The 16,946-nt window shown below is 70.3% G+C and carries 16 protein-coding genes and 1 pseudogene; 10 read left to right on the top strand and 7 right to left on the bottom strand.

The window, feature by feature from the left end; all coding sequences use genetic code 11:
• Window positions 1-2,097: a glycogen debranching N-terminal domain-containing protein gene (locus ACIBR0_RS18580; protein WP_396717111.1), complete on the bottom strand. Its 2,097-nt coding sequence runs from the start codon at window positions 2,095-2,097 to the stop codon at window positions 1-3.
• Complete coding sequence (locus ACIBR0_RS18575; RefSeq protein ID WP_396717109.1) at window positions 2,094-2,516, bottom strand: SCP2 sterol-binding domain-containing protein; 423 nt, start codon at window positions 2,514-2,516, stop codon at window positions 2,094-2,096. Before ACIBR0_RS18575 ends, ACIBR0_RS18580 begins: the two co-directional genes overlap by 4 nt.
• Window positions 2,517-2,683: 167 nt before the next feature.
• On the opposite strand from ACIBR0_RS18575, the gene ACIBR0_RS18570 reads away from it, so the two are divergent.
• The 4 genes from ACIBR0_RS18570 (at window position 2,684) to ACIBR0_RS18555 (ending at window position 8,772) form a co-directional block, all read left to right on the top strand.
• On the top strand, window positions 2,684-3,061 hold the full coding sequence (locus ACIBR0_RS18570; RefSeq protein WP_396717107.1) for an SCP2 sterol-binding domain-containing protein: 378 nt from the start codon (window positions 2,684-2,686) through the stop codon (window positions 3,059-3,061).
• The gene (locus ACIBR0_RS18565) at window positions 3,058-5,097 is read left to right on the top strand and encodes a glycogen debranching N-terminal domain-containing protein (RefSeq protein WP_396717105.1); all 2,040 of its coding nucleotides are present in this window, start codon (window positions 3,058-3,060) and stop codon (window positions 5,095-5,097) included. The genes ACIBR0_RS18570 and ACIBR0_RS18565 overlap by 4 nt, the downstream gene beginning before the upstream one ends.
• A gap of 352 nt (window positions 5,098-5,449) precedes the next feature.
• Window positions 5,450-6,217 carry an ABC transporter ATP-binding protein gene (locus ACIBR0_RS18560; protein ID WP_396717103.1) on the top strand — a complete coding sequence of 256 codons (768 nt, stop codon included), beginning with the start codon at window positions 5,450-5,452 and terminating at the stop codon, window positions 6,215-6,217.
• A complete protein-coding gene (locus ACIBR0_RS18555; RefSeq protein WP_396717102.1) occupies window positions 6,217-8,772 on the top strand; it encodes an ABC transporter permease in 2,556 nt (851 codons plus the stop codon). Before ACIBR0_RS18560 ends, ACIBR0_RS18555 begins: the two co-directional genes overlap by 1 nt.
• Window positions 8,773-8,831: 59 nt before the next feature.
• Here ACIBR0_RS18555 and ACIBR0_RS18550 read toward each other — a convergent pair whose 3' ends face one another.
• On the bottom strand, window positions 8,832-9,485 hold the full coding sequence (locus tag ACIBR0_RS18550) for an HAD family hydrolase (protein ID WP_396717100.1): 654 nt from the start codon (window positions 9,483-9,485) through the stop codon (window positions 8,832-8,834).
• A gap of 122 nt (window positions 9,486-9,607) precedes the next feature.
• Entirely contained in the window at window positions 9,608-10,666 is a 1,059-nt protein-coding gene (locus ACIBR0_RS18545) for a neutral zinc metallopeptidase (protein ID WP_396717098.1), read from the bottom strand.
• Here ACIBR0_RS18545 and ACIBR0_RS18540 point away from each other — a divergent pair.
• Both ACIBR0_RS18540 and ACIBR0_RS18535 read left to right on the top strand, forming a co-directional pair.
• Complete coding sequence (locus ACIBR0_RS18540; protein ID WP_396717096.1) at window positions 10,559-10,960, top strand: YciI family protein; 402 nt, start codon at window positions 10,559-10,561, stop codon at window positions 10,958-10,960. The genes ACIBR0_RS18545 and ACIBR0_RS18540 overlap by 108 nt on opposite strands.
• Before the next feature lie 9 nt (window positions 10,961-10,969).
• A complete protein-coding gene (locus ACIBR0_RS18535) occupies window positions 10,970-12,211 on the top strand; it encodes an RNA polymerase sigma factor (protein ID WP_396717094.1) in 1,242 nt (413 codons plus the stop codon).
• A 6-nt stretch (window positions 12,212-12,217) separates the two neighbouring features.
• Here the strand turns inward: ACIBR0_RS18535 and ACIBR0_RS18530 are convergent, their stop codons facing one another.
• The 3 genes and pseudogenes from ACIBR0_RS18530 to ACIBR0_RS18520 all read right to left on the bottom strand — a co-directional run bounded on the left by ACIBR0_RS18530 (window position 12,218) and on the right by ACIBR0_RS18520 (window position 13,531).
• Window positions 12,218-12,754 (bottom strand): dihydrofolate reductase family protein, encoded by a 537-nt coding sequence (locus ACIBR0_RS18530; RefSeq protein WP_396717092.1) that lies wholly within the window; start codon window positions 12,752-12,754, stop codon window positions 12,218-12,220.
• A gap of 98 nt (window positions 12,755-12,852) precedes the next feature.
• A pseudogene (locus ACIBR0_RS18525) lies at window positions 12,853-13,071 on the bottom strand (ionic transporter y4hA); the annotation flags it as partial.
• 280 nt (window positions 13,072-13,351) lie between these two features.
• On the bottom strand, window positions 13,352-13,531 hold the full coding sequence (locus tag ACIBR0_RS18520) for a hypothetical protein (protein ID WP_396717090.1): 180 nt from the start codon (window positions 13,529-13,531) through the stop codon (window positions 13,352-13,354).
• 404 nt (window positions 13,532-13,935) lie between these two features.
• On the opposite strand from ACIBR0_RS18520, the gene ACIBR0_RS18515 reads away from it, so the two are divergent.
• The 4 genes from ACIBR0_RS18515 (at window position 13,936) to ACIBR0_RS18500 (ending at window position 16,591) form a co-directional block, all read left to right on the top strand.
• Window positions 13,936-15,063, top strand: coding sequence for a helix-turn-helix domain-containing protein (locus tag ACIBR0_RS18515; RefSeq protein ID WP_396717088.1), 1,128 nt, complete (start codon window positions 13,936-13,938; stop codon window positions 15,061-15,063).
• On the top strand, window positions 15,060-15,638 hold the full coding sequence (locus ACIBR0_RS18510; protein WP_396717087.1) for an HD family hydrolase: 579 nt from the start codon (window positions 15,060-15,062) through the stop codon (window positions 15,636-15,638). Before ACIBR0_RS18515 ends, ACIBR0_RS18510 begins: the two co-directional genes overlap by 4 nt.
• Before the next feature lie 235 nt (window positions 15,639-15,873).
• Window positions 15,874-16,131 (top strand): hypothetical protein, encoded by a 258-nt coding sequence (locus tag ACIBR0_RS18505; RefSeq protein ID WP_396717085.1) that lies wholly within the window; start codon window positions 15,874-15,876, stop codon window positions 16,129-16,131.
• Between the two features lie 52 nt (window positions 16,132-16,183).
• A complete protein-coding gene (locus tag ACIBR0_RS18500; RefSeq protein ID WP_396717083.1) occupies window positions 16,184-16,591 on the top strand; it encodes a hypothetical protein in 408 nt (135 codons plus the stop codon).
• Window positions 16,592-16,946 lie beyond the last annotated feature (355 nt).

Genomic DNA, 16,946 nt, shown 5'->3' with positions numbered 1-16,946 from the left:
TCACGCTTCGCGTGGCGACGTGGCCAGGCTGGTCTGCCGGTCCGTCTCCTCGCCGCGCCGATCCACGCTGCCGATGGCGTCGACCCGGCCCCACCGTCCCGGGATGTCGAGCAGTTCGATGCGGCCGAACCGCTCGGGCAACGCCGGCTCGACCACCAGATCGTCCCCGTACGGCTCGAGACCGAGCAGAGTGCGCACCAGCAGCAGGGGTGCTCCCGTGGCTTCGGCCTGGGGACTGTTGGCCGTCGGGTACGGGACGGGGCCCCGGGTCAACTCGCGGTCGAAGCCGCCGAAGGCCTCCGGCGGCCGGCCCTGGAAGTGGTGCGACGCGTCGATGATCCCCTCGGCGATGCGGCCCGCTTCGTGGGCGAAGCCGTAGCGGCGTAGCCCCCAGGCGATAAAGGAGTTGTCGGAGGGCCACACCGTGCCGACGTGGTACCCGAGCGGGTTGTAGCGGCCCTCCCCCTCGGCGAGGGTGCGTACTCCCCAGCCGGAGAAGAGGCGGGGGCCGAGCAGGTGCTCGGCGATCTTCGCGGCCCGGGATTCTTCGACGATGCCGCTCCACAGCAGGTGGCCGATGTTGGAGGAGAGGGCGTCGACCTGGTGGCCGTCGCCGTCGAGGGCGAGGGCGTAGTACTCGCCGTCGGTGACCCAGAAGTCGTGGTTGAAGCGTTGCTTGAGTTCGGCCGCTTCGCGTTCGAGCCGGTCGGCGTAGTCGGGGTCGTTCCAGAACTGTCGGGCCAGCCGGGCGCCGCGGATCTTGGCGTCGTAGGCGTAGCCCTGCAGCTCACAGGTGGCGCGGGGCAGACCGGCCAGCCTGCCGTCCCGGAAGGAGATCGCGTTGGGAGATTCCTTCCAGCACTGGTTCTCCAGCCCGGTTCGTTCGTTGCGGCGCTGGTACCAGACGTAGCCGTCGCCCATGATGTCGCCGTACTCGTCAATCCAGTGCAGGGCCGCCCGCGCCTCGTCCTCGAACTCCCGCACCGTATCGGCATCTCCGGTCCACCGCTCGTACTCGTCGAGCAGGATCACGTAGAGCGGGGTGATGTCGGCGGCGCCGTAGTACGGCGACTGTGGGCGTTCCTCGAACGCGACCAGTTCCCCGTAGCGGAACTCCCGCAGGATCTTGCCGGGCTCCTCGTCCCGGAAGTCGTCGAGCACCGCGCCCTGGTCGATGCCGAGCATGTGCAGGGCGGCATGGGCGAGGCCCGGCGCGAACGGCAACGCCTGCAGGCTGGCGAAGATGGCTTCCCGGCCGGCGATGGTCGCGCTCCACGGCAGCCCCGCCGCGGGCAGCGCCTCGGTCGGCAGCGTCAGCGGCGAGTACCCCAGCGCGGCGAGATCGACCATGGTCCGCCGGTACGTCCTCTCCAGTGGCTCCCAGTCGCAGATCAGCTGCGGAGCCGCGCCGAGCCACTGTTGGAGGTCCCGCTCGAGCCGGGACCTGTCCCGCCGGCGGCGGCCGGGATGGACATGCTCCCGGACGTCCTCACCGTCCGGGCGCAGCACCAGGCCACGGACGTGCAGCGTCGTGCTCCACCGGCCGTGCGGTTCGATCCGGATCCGGTACGTCAGCCCCCGTTCGTCGACCTGCGCCGGATCGGTGGTGGAGGAGATGACCGTCTCCCGCCGGAACGCTTCGCGCTGGTAGCCGAGATACAGCCGGCCGTTCTCGACGCGCCGGTACAGCCGCCCCTTCGGCGTACGCCCGTGTGCCGCCACGATCAGCGGCACGAAGTCGGAGTCCGCCTCCAGGCGGACGGTGATCTCGGCCGCTTCGCCGGAGTGGTTGAGCACCGTCAACTGCTCCTCGAAGCTACCGGCCACCGACCGCTCCCGGATCACCGACACCTTCGCGTCGACGTAGTGGGTGGGTGCGCCGGGCACCAGGAAGAATCGCACCTCGAAATAGGATGGGTGGTCCCGGGCGAGTGGGCTCAGCCGTTCACCGTTGAGGGTCAGCCGCCACAGGGACAGGAACCGGGTGTCGAACGAGTAGAACCCGGACGGCCCGTTGGGCTTCGCCTCCAGGTCGCCACTGCCGTCGCTCAGCACGAAGATGTTGCCGTCGAGGATCCTGATCAGGTCCGTCTTCATCCGCGCCGCCCACGGTCACGGACGACGTCTCGCGGATGTCGCGCCCCGGGGGGAGGTGCGAAGAGCCGCTCCAGCAGGACGATGAATCGGAATTTTCCCTCACTCGTCATCTCGTTCCTCAGCCACGCCGGGAGCGGTTTGGCCTCGCCACGGACCATGCGGTCGAAGAAGGCACTGTCCGCACGAATGACGGCGTCGGCGTCGGCGTCCCGTTGTGACACGCGGACGGCACCCCCGCGGATCTCCACGAACCAGTGGTCGACCTCCTGGTCCTGTTCCAGGTCGAACCGGATGGTGCCGTTCGTCTTCTTCAGGACGCGTTCGTGGCCGTGTCGTTCGAGCGCGTCGAAGAATCTCCGGGTCGTCTCCGACATGGCACCACCACCCCCGGGCAGAAGAATCGCGACCACGATGAGCATCGCTCAGATGGTGGTGCCCTGACCTCACCCGGAACGGATGAGATCGTCGGGCCACTCCCGGAGGACCTGGATATCTCACCCGGTGCGGGTGATGCGGCGGTACGCCGCCACCGGTCATCGTGAGGGTGGCTGCTCGTCCGGGCTCGGGGACCTACCGGAGGAGACTCATGTCGAATCCCACCGCGAACTTCTTCGACGCGCTCGGCCGGCGGGGCCACGAACCCCTCCTCGAGGACGCCGTCGGCACCATCCGGTTCGACCTCGAAGAGGACCACGAGGTCGACCACTGGTTGCTGATGATCAGACACGGCGATGTCCACGTCTCGCGGGAGGAGACCGGGGCCGACTGCGTGCTCAGGGGCAGCAGAGCGGCCTTCGACCGCATCGTCACCGGCAGGTCGCACATCTACGCGGCGTGGGTGCGTAACGAACTCAGGGCCGAAGGTGACGTGCGGCTTGCCCGTTTCCTCCAGCGGGTGATGCCGGGGCCACCCGGTGCACAGCACCCCCGGGAGTTCGCCCCCCGGGAGAGCGGACCGGCATGAGCGACGGACTCGTTCGACTGCTGGACGGCAACACGTTCGTGGTCAGTGAGGAGAGCGGCGACATCGACGCGTCGCCGGCCATCCCGACCGGCTTCTTCTCGTTCGACACCCGGTTCCTGTCGAAATGGATCCTCTCCATCAACGGTGAACGGGTCAACGCCCTCACCGTTGAGGAGGTTGAGTACTTCGAGAGCCGATTCTTCGTCGTCCCGACCGTCCTGACTCCGCTGGTGGACATCAGCGTGTCGGCCATTCGCGAGCGCTCGATCGGCGCGAGCTTCGACGAGCGGCTGACCGTGATCAACCACGAACCCGGGCCCGTCGACCTGCGGATCCGGATCGACATCGAGAGCGATTTCGCCGACCTTTTCGAGATCAAGGACGTACGCAACAAGAAGGGCGGGCACTACGCCCGGATCGAGGACGGGCGCCTGCGGCTCGGCTATCGGCGGGAGACGTTCCACCGGGAGACGTTGGTCTCCTCCACGGAGCCGGCGCAGATCGACGAGCGGGGGTTGACGTACGATGTCCGGCTCGAACCGCACGGGGAGTGGGTCACCGACATCCACGTGCAGACCCTGGGCGTGGACGGACGTGATCTTCGGGAGAATCTGCAGGGCACGCCCGGTCGGGCCCGCGGGCAGATGCGGCAGGACCTGGACCGTTGGCTCGCGGAGGCCCCCCGTCTGACCTGCGACTCCCCCGCGTTGGCGATGACCTACCGGCGCAGCCTGTCCGATCTCGCCGCGCTGCGCTTCATGCCGCTGACCGGCGGCGGACATGCCCTGCCCGCCGCCGGCCTGCCGTGGTTCATGGCGATCTTCGGCCGGGACAGCATCTTCACCAGCCTGCAGGCGCTGCCGTTCGTGCCGGAACTGGCGGTCACGACGCTGCGCCTGCTGGCGCTGTTGCAGGGCGTCGTCCTCGACGACTTCCGCGAGGAGGAGCCGGGGAAGATACTGCACGAACTCCGGTACGGGGAGACGATCGGCTTCGAGGAGCAGCCCCACTCGCCGTACTACGGCAGCGCCGACTCCACCCCGCTCTACCTGATCCTGCTCGACGAGTACGAGCGGTGGACCGGAGACGCCGCCACCGTGCGGATGCTCGAGCGTGCCGCGAGAGCCGCGCTGCACTGGATCGACGAGTACGGCGACATCATGGGCGACGGCTACGTATGGTACCGGCGCCGCAACGAGAAGAACGGGTTGGAGAACCAGTGCTGGAAGGACTCCTGGGACTCGATCTGCTTCCGGGACGGGAGGCTGGCCGGTCTGCCCCGCGCCACCTGTGAGCTGCAGGGCTACGCCTACGACGCCAAGATCCGCGGCGCCCGGCTGGCCCGCGAGTTCTGGAACGACCCGGCATACGCCGACCGGCTGGAACGGGAGGCGGCGGAGCTCAAGCAGCGCTTCAACCAGGACTTCTGGGTCGAGGACGGCGAATACTACGCCCTCGCTCTCGACGGCGACGGTCGCCAGGTCGACGCGCTCTCCTCGAACATCGGACACCTCCTGTGGAGCGGGATCGTCGAAGAATCCCGGGCCGCGAAGATCGCCGAGCACCTGCTCGGCCCTCGACTGTTCTCCGGCTGGGGCGTACGCACCCTGGCCGAGGGACAGGGACGGTACAACCCCATCGGCTACCACGTCGGCGCCGTCTGGCCCTTCGACAACGCGTTCATCGCCTGGGGCCTTCGGCGCTACGGCTTCGCCCACGAGGCAGGACGCATCGCCGAGGGCATCATCGACGCCGCCGAGTTCTTCGACGGCAGATTGCCGGAGGCCTTCGGCGGATACGACCGGACGCTGACCCGGTACCCGGTGCTGTACCCCACGGCGTGCAGTCCACAGGCGTGGTCCACCGGCACCCCCTTGCTGTTGCTGCGGACCATGCTCGGAATGGAGCCGCGTGGGAACCACCTCGTGACCAGACCGGCCGTGCCCACGGGCATGGGCCGGATGGAACTGCTCAACATCCCGGGTCGGTGGGGCCGGGCCGGCGCCCTCGGACGCGCTCACCCGGCACGACGCTGACCGCTGCGGGTGCCCGGCAGGTCCACCAGAGGCGCGTCCAGCGCGTCCCGGGGAGTCGCCGTCGGGCGACGGCGCCGTTGCTTCCGTCACCTACCGTCACCAGCGACGGCACGGTGGGGTTGACCCTCACGCGGCGTCACGGTGCAGGTTGGGCGACGGCCGTGGGAAAGCGTTCGACGGTCGGCCGGATCAGGGTCAACCCTGAGTCGCGGTCCGGGCTACCCGCAGTGCGAAATCCGCCTCGACTCCGCCCGGAGTCGGACGGAGGGGCCCCGGGATGCGCCGATGATGGGACTGTCGCGCCGGACCAGCGGGGGCGGCGCGGATGAGACGGACGGAAGAGGGAGAAAAAGTGACGGCGACGGTAGGACCGCAGGCAGAGGCCGCGGCCCGGGCGAGCGACGTGTGGAAGGTGTACGGCAGCGGTGAGGCGCAGGTCATCGCCCTGCGGGGCGTCACCGCCGAGTTCGAGCGGGGCCGGTTCACGGCGATCATGGGTCCGTCGGGCTCGGGCAAGTCGACGTTGATGCACTGCCTGGCCGGGCTGGACTCGGTGACCCGGGGGACGGTGGCGATCGGCGACACCACGGTGACCGGCCTCGGCGACGCCGGGCTGACGAAGCTGCGGCGCGACAAGGTGGGCTTCATCTTCCAGCAGTTCAACCTGCTCCCCACGCTGACGGCCAAGGAGAACATCCTGCTGCCGCTGTCGATCGCCGGCCGTAAGCCGGACCCGGCGTGGTACGACACGGTGATCGCCACGGTGGGCCTGCGGGACCGGCTGGAGCACCGGCCGGCGCAGCTCTCCGGTGGGCAGCAGCAGCGGGTGGCGTGTGCCCGGGCGCTGGTCTCCCGCCCCGAGGTGATCTTCGCCGACGAGCCGACCGGCAACCTGGACTCCCGCTCCGGCGCGGAGGTGCTCAACTTCCTGCGCACCTCGGTCCGCGAGTACGGCCAGACGATCGTCATGGTCACCCACGACCCGACCGCCGCCGCGTACGCCGACCGGGTGGTCTTCCTCGCCGACGGGCAGATCGTCTCCGAGCTGATCGAGCCCACGGCGGAGACGGTGCTGGACACCATGAAGAAGCTGGACACCCCGGCCGAGGTGGGCAGCTGATGTTCCGCGCGACACTGAAGAGCCTGCTGGCCCGCAAGCTCCGGCTGATCCTGTCCGGGCTGGCGGTGGTCCTCGGCGTCATGTTCGTCTCCGGGGCGTTCGTGCTCACCGACACCCTTGGCCGCTCCTTCGACGCGGTCTTCGCCGAGGGCACCTCCGAGATCGACGTGAACGTCGCGGCGAAGCCGAAGGTGGCGCTCAGCGAGGTGCAGGGCGAGCAGGTGGCCGCCCCGGTTCCGGCGACGACGGTGGACCGGGTCAAGCAGGTGCCGGGGGTGACCGACGCGGTGGGCGTGGTCGCCGCCGACGGTGCCCGCCTGATCGGCAGCAACGGCAAGGTGGTGACGTCGTTCGGGCCGCCGCAGCTGGGCGAGAACTGGACCGGCGAGAGCGACCTGCTGCGGCTGCGCGAGGGCCGCGCGCCCCAGGCCGACGACGAGATCGTCATCAACAAGGCGCTGGCCACCGCCGCCAAGGTGCAGGTCGGCCAGCAGGTCGGCGTGCTGACCGCGGTCGAGTCCAAGGCCCGCCCGTTCACCCTGGTCGGTGTGGTCGGCTACAGCGGCGACCGGGACTCGATCGGCGGCCTCAACGAGGTCTTCTTCACCACGCCGGTGGCGCAGCAGCTGATGCTCGGCCAGCCCGACACCTTCAGCAGCATCACCGTCACCGCCGCCGACGGGGTGACCCCGGAGGCGCTGCGCGACGACGTCGCCGCCGCGCTCGGGGGCGAGTACGAGGTCAAGACCGGCGAGCAGTTGGCCGCGGACTCGGCGGCCAGCCTCAAGGAGGGGCTGACCTTCTTCAACCGGATCCTGCTGGGCTTCGCGGCGGTGGCGCTGCTGGTCGGCACGTTCCTCATCCTCAACACCTTCTCGATCATCGTGGCGCAGCGCACCCGTGAGCTGGCGCTGATGCGGGCGATCGGCGCGAGCGGCCGGCAGGTCATCGGGTCGGTGGTGCTGGAGGCGGTCGTGGTGGGCCTGATCGCCTCGGTGCTCGGCCTGGCCGCCGGCATCGGCATCGGTGCGCTGCTGGCGTGGGTGTTCGGCAACGTGGCCGGCGGGCTCGACCTGGCCGGTGTCGCCGTGCCCCCGGCGGCGGTGATCGGCGCCTTCGCGGTCGGCCTGGTCATCACCGTGGTGGCGGCGCTGCTGCCGGCGCTGCGGGCGGCGCGGATCCCTCCGATCGCCGCGATGCAGGACGTGGCGACGCCGGACCGGCCGCTGACGAAGGTGACCGTGGCCGGTGGCATCGTCACCGGCATCGGCGCGGTGCTGCTCTTCCTGGGCCTCAGCGGCAACGCCGGGGACAACACGCTCGCCACGATCCTCGGCGGGGTGCTGTTCGCGTTCATCGGCGTCGCTCTGCTGACCCCGCTGATCAGCCGGCCGGTGGTGAGCCTGCTCGGTGCGTTGTTCGCCTGGTCGGTGCCGGGCAAGCTCGGTCGTCTCAACTCCGGCCGCAACCCTCGGCGCACCGCCATCACGGCCGCCGCGCTGATGGTCGGCATCGCCCTGGTCACCGGGGTCACCGTGATCCTGGACTCGGCCAAGGGCAGCTTCGGCAAGTTGGCGGAGACCGGGGTCAAGGCCGAGCTGGTCATCGCCGGGGTGCAGAGCGGTCCGCGGCCGCCGAGCTTCGACCCGGGCGTCCTGGAGAAGGCGGCGGCGCTGCCCGGTGTGCGACTGGTCGACGGCGAGTACGGCGACCTGGCCATCGTCGGCGGCGAGCAGACCTGGGTGTCGGCGTCCAGCGACGTCGCCGCGCAGGGGCAGATCTTCGGCACGGAGGTTGTCGCCGGTGACGTCAGCCGCGTCGGACCGGGTCAGATGCTGGTCAGCTCCGACGTGGCGACCGAACGCGGGCTGTCGGTCGGCTCGACGGTGCCGGTGCAGCTGACCCGGGGTGAGCAGCGCACCTACACGGTGTCCGGCATCTACAAGAGCTCGGAGCTGAACAACCCGGTGGTGCTGCCGGAGGAGGCCGCGAAGGACTTCGCCGTCCCGCAGCCGATCCAGGCTTTCCTCCAGCTCGACCCGGGCAGTCAGGTGGCCGACGTGCAGCCGCAGGTCGAGGCGCTGCTCGCGGACAGCCCCGAGGTGTCGGTGGCCGACCGGGACGCGTTCGTCGAGCAGCAGACCAGCCAGCTCGACGGTCTGCTCAGGATGATCCAGATCCTGCTGGCGCTGGCCATCGTGATCGCCGTGCTGGGCATCGTCAACACCCTGGCGCTGTCGGTGCTGGAGCGCACCCGTGAGCTGGGTCTGTTGCGGGCGATCGGCCTGCGGCGGGCACAGACGATGCGGATGATCACCGTCGAGGCGGTGGTGATCTCGGTGTTCGGGGCGCTGCTCGGCCTCGCCGTGGGCACCGGCCTCGGCGCGGCCGTGGTCGAGGCTCTCCGCGACGAGGGCATCACCGACCTGGTGCTCCCCTGGGGCCAGATGCTGATCATGCTGGGCCTCGCGGCGATCGTCGGGGTGGTGGCCGCGGTGCTGCCCGCCGTCCGCGCCGCGCGGATCAACGTCCTGGGCGCCATCGCCCACGACTGAGGTGTAAGGAAGGGCCCCCTGTTAACGCCTGGCGTAGAGCAGGGGGCCCTTCTTAACGCTCAACGCAGCGGCGGCGGCTCGCCGAGCAGGGCCGCGAGCAGCTCCAGGTCTGCCGCGGTGAGGCTCTCCAACTGGTGTACGCCGTCGGCCGGGCTCAGCGGCACCTCAGCCGGTACCGCGAGCACCGCGGCACCGGCGGCGAGCGCGCTGGCCACTCCGGTCGGCGAGTCCTCGATCGCCACACAGCGCGCGATCGGCACGCCGAGCATGCGGGCGGCGGTCAGGTACGGCTCGGGGTGCGGCTTCGCCGCGTCGACCTCGTCGCCGCACACCACCACGTCGAAGTTGTCCCGGCCCAGCGTGTCGAGGGCGACCTCGACCAGCGCCCGGCCGCTGGAGGTGACCAGGGCGGTGGGGATGCCCGCGGCGCGTACCGCCCGCAGCAGCGGTGACGCGCCGGGCCGCCAGCGCAGCCCGGTGCGGAACAGCTCCAGGATCCGCGCGTCGATCCACGCGGCGCTGACCTCGGGGTCCCGCTCCGGCTGGCCGAGGTCCTCGTGCAGGATCCGCATCGACGCGGCCATGCTGGTGCCGATCATCGCCTTGCGGGCGGCGTCGGAGAGGCTGCCCCCGTACGCGTCGGCCAGCTCGCGCAGCGCGACGTCCCACAGCTTCTCGCTGTCGACCAGGGTGCCGTCCATGTCGAAGAGCACGGCGGCGGGATGGTGGCTGCTCAGCGGATCCTCCTCGGGTGGGCGTACCGGAGGATCCTCCCAGCCGGCCTCCGGCCGGCGACGGCGGTGCCGGCCGGGGTGAGCTACGCCGCCACCGGCGCTCAGGTGAGGTCGCAGGCGTCCAGGGACCGCTCGTAGCCGCGGAAGAACGCCTCGGTGCGCTGCTCGGCGGTGCCGTGCGAGCCCTCGGCGAACCACGGCTGGTCGGGGTCGTCGCCGACGGCCAGCAGCCCCTCGCGGAACTCCTCCAGGTCGCCGTCGGCCAGGGCCAGCACCTTGCCCCGGACCGAGTCGCCGAGGAACGCCCCGGCCATGCAGTCGGCCTGCAGCTCCTGCTGGATGGTGAACTCGTAGCGGATGCCGAGCCGGGTCTGGATGCCGTGGGCGTACTCGTGGCCGAGCAGGTAGTAGACGAAGGCGTCGCCGATCTGCCGGAACGCGCCCACCGACCAGCGGATGTCGTAGGCGATGAAGTCGCCGGCCGAGCAGTAGACGGCGTTGTTGCGGGGGATCTCCTGCCCGCCGCAGGCGACCTCGCCGTCGCGCTGGTACGGCAGGATCCGCCGCACCGGCTGGAAGCGTTCCCCGGAGGCACGGAACTGCTCGGACCAGTACCGCTCCGCGATGCGCTGCGCCGTCACGACGTCGTCCTCGAACTCCTCGACGCTGGTGGTGCCGTCGGCGCGGGTCGTCGACGGGTCGCGGTCGGCGGACCGCTGGTCCGGGGCCGGCTGACCGGACGGCTCGGAGACTCCCCCGACGGCGCAGCCGACCGCCGCCACCAGCGCCACCGCCAGGCCCACGAGTGACCCTCCCGACCCTCGTCGCGCCCGCGTCCTCATCGTGCCCTCCCGGCGTCGGCCTCGTCGTCGTGCAGTACCCCGGCGGCCCGTCCGCCATGCCGACCGGTTGTATCTACGCCCGTGGCGTGTCGCCGGTTCACCGTGGACGGCGCGGGGTGCAATGTCGGCGGGCGGGACATGTCCGGGATCCGCGAACGGCTTCGACGTCCCGGGTGGCAGCGCACGGGGCGCACCGCGGAAGGAGAAGCCATGAAGTACATGATCATGCTCTACGGTTCGCAGCGGGACTACGACGCGATGGCCGGGCGCCCGACCGACGGCCCGGCGATGACGCCGGAGCAGGTCGCCGCGATGCACGAGCACATGACCGCGTTCCACCAGAAGCTCGTCGAGTCGGGTGAGCTGGTCGACGCCCAGGGCCTGACCGCCCCGGTGCACGCCCGGCGGATCCAGCTCAGCGGCGGCGTGCCCGTGGTCACCGACGGGCCGTACCCGGAGACGCAGGAGGTCCTCGCCGGCTACACGGTCGTCGACGTCGCCAGCGTCGACCGGGCGGTGGAGATCGCCGCGGGCCTGGTCAACCCGGACGCGCCCGGCGAGTACGTGGACGTCCGGCCGATCGCCGAGGGCATCGACGACCTGGACGGCTGAGGTGGCCCGGTGACCGACCGAGGTGTCGAGGACCTGCTGCGCGCACTGGCGCCGCAGGTCCTCGGCGCGCTCACCCGCCGCTACGGCCACTTCGACAGTGCCGAGGACGCCACCCAGGAGGCCCTCATCGCCGCCGCCACGGCGTGGCCGCGCGACGGCGTACCGGAGCGTCCCCGCGCCTGGCTGATCACGGTGGCGTCCCGGCGGCTGACCGACCTGCTGCGCGCCGAGCAGGCCCGGCGGCGCCGGGAGGACGGCGTGGCCGCGCGGGTCCTCCCGGCGGACCGCCTCGCCGCCCCGGCGGACCGGCCGGCGGACGACGCCGACGACACGCTGGTGCTGCTCTTCCTCTGCTGCCATCCCGCCCTGTCGCCGGCGTCGCAGATCGCGCTCACCCTGCGCGCCGTCGGCGGGCTGGGCACCGCCGAGGTCGCCCGGGCGTTCCTGGTGCCTGAGGCGACCATGACGCGGCGGATCACCCGCGGCAAGCAGCGCATCCGCGACAGCGGCGTGCCGTTCCGGATGCCCGCCGGGGGCGAGCGCGCGGAGCGGCTCGCGGCCGTCCTGCACGTGCTCTACCTGATCTTCAACGAGGGGTACGCCAGCACGGCCGGCCCGGCCCTGCTACGCGCCGACCTGTCCGCCGAGGCGATCCGGCTTACCCGGTTGGTGCACCGGCTGATGCCCGACGACCCGGAGGTCGGCGGGCTGCTCGCCCTGATGCTGCTCACCGACGCCCGCGCGCCCGCGCGCACCGGCCCGCACGGCGAGCTGGTGCCGATGGCCGAGCAGGACCGTCGCCTCTGGAAGCACGACCAGATCGCCGAGGGCGTCGCCCTGGTCACCGCCGCGCTGGCCCGGGGTTGCCCCGGCCCGTACCAGCTCCAGGCCGCCATCGCCGCGCTGCACGACGAGGCCCCGAGCGCCGCCGACACCGACTGGGCGCAGATCACCGCCCTGTACGAGGTGCTGATGCGGGTCTCGGACAGCCCTGTGGTGGCGCTGAACCATGCCGTCGCGGTCGCCATGAGCCGGGGACCGGAGGCCGGACTGACCCTCGTCGACGCGCTCGCGGCCGACCGGCGGCTCACCGGCGACCCCCGCCTGCCGGCGGTACGCGCGCACCTGCGGGAGCTGCTCGGCGACCGGGCCGGGGCGCGGGACGCGTATCGGGAGGCGGCGGACCGGTCGACGAACCTGGCCCGGCAGCGCTACCTGCACGCCCGCGCGGCCCGCCTCGACGTTGACTAGTACCGGCTACCCGATCACGCGGTAGTCGACGAGCAGATGGCCGGTCGGTGAGGTCGTGCTCCGGATCGACTCGAGCCCGATCGCCGGCAGGCCGTCGAGGAGTTTTCGCCCGCTGCCCGCGATCGTCGGTGCGATCACCAGCCTCAGCTCGTCGACGACGCCCGCGGCAAGCAGTGCCTGGGCGACCGAGATGCTCGCGTGCACGCCGATGTCGGCGCCGGGTCGGTTCCTCAGATCCCGCACGAACTCGACCAGGTCGCCGTCGACCACCGTGGTATTGGCCCACGCCCGATCGAGTGGTGTGGAGGTGGCGACGTACTTCGCGACCCCGTTGATGAACGTCGCGAACGGCTCGATGTCGCTGCCCGGCCAGAACTCGGCCCACTCCTCGTAGCTGCGCCGGCCGAGAATGACCGAGTCCTGCGCCGCGATGACGGCGCCGAGGTTGGCCTCCATCGCGTCGTCCCAGTGGGCGAAGAACCCGTCGGGCTTCTCCGCGACGCCGTCCAGGGACAACAGCTCGTACACGACGACCTTGCGCACGTTCGACTCCTCCGTTTTGGCGTGGACCTCTCCTGCGTGGACGGATCGCACGAGCGGAACTCATCGGTGCGATCGTCACGCGTTCGCCCACCAGGGCGTCAGGGGCTCGCCGCCAGGAAGACGAACGCGGCCAGCAGCACCAGGTGGACTCCGCCCTGCAGCACCGTGGCGCGGCCGGGCACCACGGTCAGCACGCCGGTGACGACGGTCAGCGCCAGCAGCGTCATCTGCGTGCCGCCAAGGCCGAGCAGCAGCGGGCCGTCGAGCCGGATCGAGGCGATGGCGATCGCCGGGATGGTGCGGCCGATGCTGGCAGTTCCGCCTCTACGAGGACTCGTTCCAGGTGGCCAACGCCTACGCCGAGTGACACGGTCGAGGATGCTCACCTCAGCCAGCCGAGGAACCGTCGGTGCAACGTTCCCGCCGGCAACCAGGTCAGGTCTTCGGAGGCTCGCACCAGTTGGGCACCAAGGTAGAGAGCGAGGGACAGGGGAGCGCCGTCGAACTCCGCACGCAGCTCTCCCTGCCGGGTGCGGCATGGCCAAGGCGCGTTGCAGCCGCCACAGCTCCAGATCGGCAGCACCGGACCGTGGGTGGTCACGCGCGGCCCCCGAGCAACGCCGCCGTCAGCGATCGCGCCTGCCGGCTGGTCGCCCAGTCCACCTGCCAGCACGGGTACGGCGTGAGCCGCGACCACCACGCTCGACAACCGGTGCACAGGCCGTCCATCCCGGGCAGATGCACGGCCAGGATCCGCTGTTCCGCCTCGTTGGTCACTGCTCCTCCTCGTTGGGCCAGTGCCCTCGATTGATTGGGATGCGATGTCGGTTGCGACAGGGCAGACCCGCCCCACACCGACAGACCCACGTCCACATTCGCCATGACCAGGCCGGACGGTGTCGCCGTGCCAGGGTCATCGCGACGGCGATCAGGTACTGCTCGTAGGACACTCGTCGCCACGGTGGTGTCCGGTCCCGCATCACTGACTCCCTCCGTCGGGCAGCACTGCATGGCCGACCCCGAACCACGGGACCGGACCTGGAACGTTCGGTAACTGCGACGCTACGATCACGACGACGGAGGTTGGACTCACCGGCAGTACGAGTGAGCAGGCCCGGTGTCCCGCCGCAGAGGGCGGCTCACGGGCGAACGTCGACCAGCGGTCAACGTAGGGATGTCGTATGGCAGGTAGCGGACGATCAGCTCATCAGCGGGGCGAGGTGACCGGCTACCTGATCAAGCTGATCCGGGAGTCCATCCCGATGACGCAGGAGCAGCTCGCCGCCGAACTGGGCGTCGACCGCGTGACCGTGCAGAGTTGGGAATCCGGCCGCCGGCCATTCACGGCTGTGCCCCTCGGGCAAGCGATCGCCGCCCGGCACAGGCTCGGCCGGCTCGGGGCGAACGTGACCCTGCTCGCGGCACTCGACGACGCCGTCGAGGCAGACGTCATCCTCGCCGCAGTCCTTGACGAGCAGGTGGAACGCTCCGACATCGCCGAGCAGCCGCTCGGCTGGTCCGTACTCACCCACCGCCTGACCGACCTGATCCTCTGGGCCGTCCTCGGGCAGACACCGACCTTCGCCAGAGGGCTTTCTCTCACCCACCCGCGGCGGGGTCCGGTCGCATCCGGGCCGACCCTGTCCGTCGACCAGCAACGCATGTTCTTCGCGCACCTTCACGTGCTCGCCGAACGCGCCGCCACCGGACGCGACCCGAGCGTGCTGCTGCACCGGCAGGCCTGCTTCCTCGCCGGCATGGATCCCACCAGGACGGCGGCAGGATGGCTCGTCCGGAGCACCACCCGCGTCCGCCGGGTGACCACCTTCCACACCTGGTCACCGCTGTGGCCGGACGCCCGCTCCGTCGTCACGTCCCTGGCCAACCAGGGCGACCCGGAACCGTTGCGTGACTTCATTGCCCGCGCGCACCCGGACGACGCCTGCGAGCGAGCAGCACTCAACTACTCCGCCTACTGGGTAGGGGAGATCCCGTACCGCCAGCGCGACGACTCGTTCATGCCCGGGGCGCTCGCAGACTGGCATGGCTCAGTCCTTTTTCGGCACCTGGTCCAGCGTCTCGATCCGGGGCACGCCTTCGTCGACCTCAACATCCACAACATCTGGGCTTTGCTGACCGCACGACGCAGTCTCGCTCCCGACAACCCCGCCGAGGGCCGGGCACTCCTCGGCCGCAGCATCCCCCTGCTGGACAGCGACCGGATCTCCGCACAGTCACGACAGGAACTAACCTCTATCGTCTACAGCCTGCGGGCGGACGGACTCACCGGCACAGGGACGGGCAGATGAGCGACGACCACGCCACCGGAGCGATGCGCTTCATCTTCGAAGCCGGCGTCCTCAAACGGGCCGCCCGCACCGGCTGGTGGTTCGCCGGGGTCAAGCACCCCGAGTCCATCGCCGAACACTCGTTCCGAACCGCACTCATCGGAATGATGCTCGCCGCCATGGAAGGCGCCGACCCGGCCCGGGTGTCGATGCTGTGCGTCCTGCACGACACCCAGGAAACCCGGATCACCGACATGCCGCACATCGCCAAGCGCTACCTCACCGCCGTACCCAACACCACCGTCACCGCCGACCAGGTCGCAGGCTGCCCACCGGCCGTCGCCGACGTCATCACCGCCGCCGTCGCCGAATACGAAGCCGGCGAGACAATGGAAGCCATCGTCGCCCGCGACGCCGACAAATTGGAATGCCTCGTCCAGGCGGTGGAGTACCGCCACCAGGGCATCGACGACGTCCAGCGCTGGATCGACAGCTCACGAGCAGCACTCAAGACCGCGAGTGCGCATCGCCTCGCCGACGCCGCCATCAACGGACAACCCCTCGCCTGGCTCGCCCCTCCCCCGCTGCCGGAGTAAGTCTCGAGGGTGGATTCACCTACCCACGGCACCCCAGAGAGACGGTGCGTCGGCAGCCGGCCGCCCCCCGCACTCCCCTTTGATGCATGAGATTCACCTCCGCATCATGGGTGGCATGATCAGTTGGCGTCGGCCCATGTCAGGCTCAGCAACGTCGACCACCCAACGCGAACTGTGTCGACGTTTCGGAGTCGAGCCGTCGCCGCCCGGACAGCGGACGATGGTCGGCTTCGCCATGTCACGCCCACATCACCTGGAGCCGCTCAACGCCCTGCGGCATCCAATCGCCGGCAGGAGCAATGGCTGGTTCGTGTGGCGCGGCTCCGAGATCCCGCAGGACGACGACCACTTCTTCGACCCGCTTTACATCGAACACCTTGACACCCACGCACCGGAACTCGTGCCCTACCTGGCTCTCCCGCCGGGCTGGCGGGTGCTGCTGGCGCCCGGCCACGAGGACGTCTGGCACGACGACGAGCTGATGGGGATCTGAGGTGGCGCCGCCCAGTTCGGCGAACCACAACACCGAGCGTTAGCGTGTCGCTGTGGATTACAGCGCACGATTGATCACCCGAAGCTGCACCACCGGATGGGCGGACTGGGTCCACGGAGAGCTGTGGTTGCTACCGGACCTCCTGGTCCGGCGTCGTCTGACCCTGCAGGAGACTCGTGCTCACAAGAACGGCCGCACGGTTCCCCACCCCCTGCCAGAGGCGCAGGCCGCGTCCCTGCCCCTGAGCGAGATCCTCTCCGCCCACCCCACCAACAAGGTCCTCGCGCTGGACACCGTGGCCGAGGCCCGACTGCACCGCGGAATCATGACGGACCGATTGACCCTGACGATGCGCGATGGCAGCTGCCACAAGCTGCTGTGGCTCAAGGTCGATCCCGCGTACGAGGTTTTGTGCCAGGCGCTGGAAGAGCCGCTGGGTCAACGTCTCAAGAAGGACTGACTGGGGGCAGCTCGTCGTCGAGCCGCGCGGGTCAGCAGCCGCGGCAGCCTCGTCATTGCCGGTCAACGCATCCACGCCGGCATCGCCCATGCCGGTCACACCGCCACCGTCGAGGCCGCCGACACCATCTTCCGCACCGAGCACTCCTGATGACCAAGGCCGGTGATCGGTCCGGCGGACTGGCGTACGCCCGGAGAGCATGGGCAGCGCTGCCAGCAGAACGTCGCTCCCAAACCCTTGGACTCGTGCTCCGCGAAGTGGTGTCGGCTCCGCCTGAAAACTGACCCCGTGGTTCCGGCTGAATTTTGACCCCTTCCGGAAGCATCGGGAGGTGCTGAGCGTGGAGGACTGGGCG

It is taken from the genome of Micromonospora sp. NPDC049497 (genome assembly GCF_044465805.1).
Classification (GTDB): Bacteria; Actinomycetota; Actinomycetes; order Mycobacteriales; family Micromonosporaceae; genus Micromonospora.
This window is presented reverse-complemented; position numbering and strand designations above follow the sequence as displayed.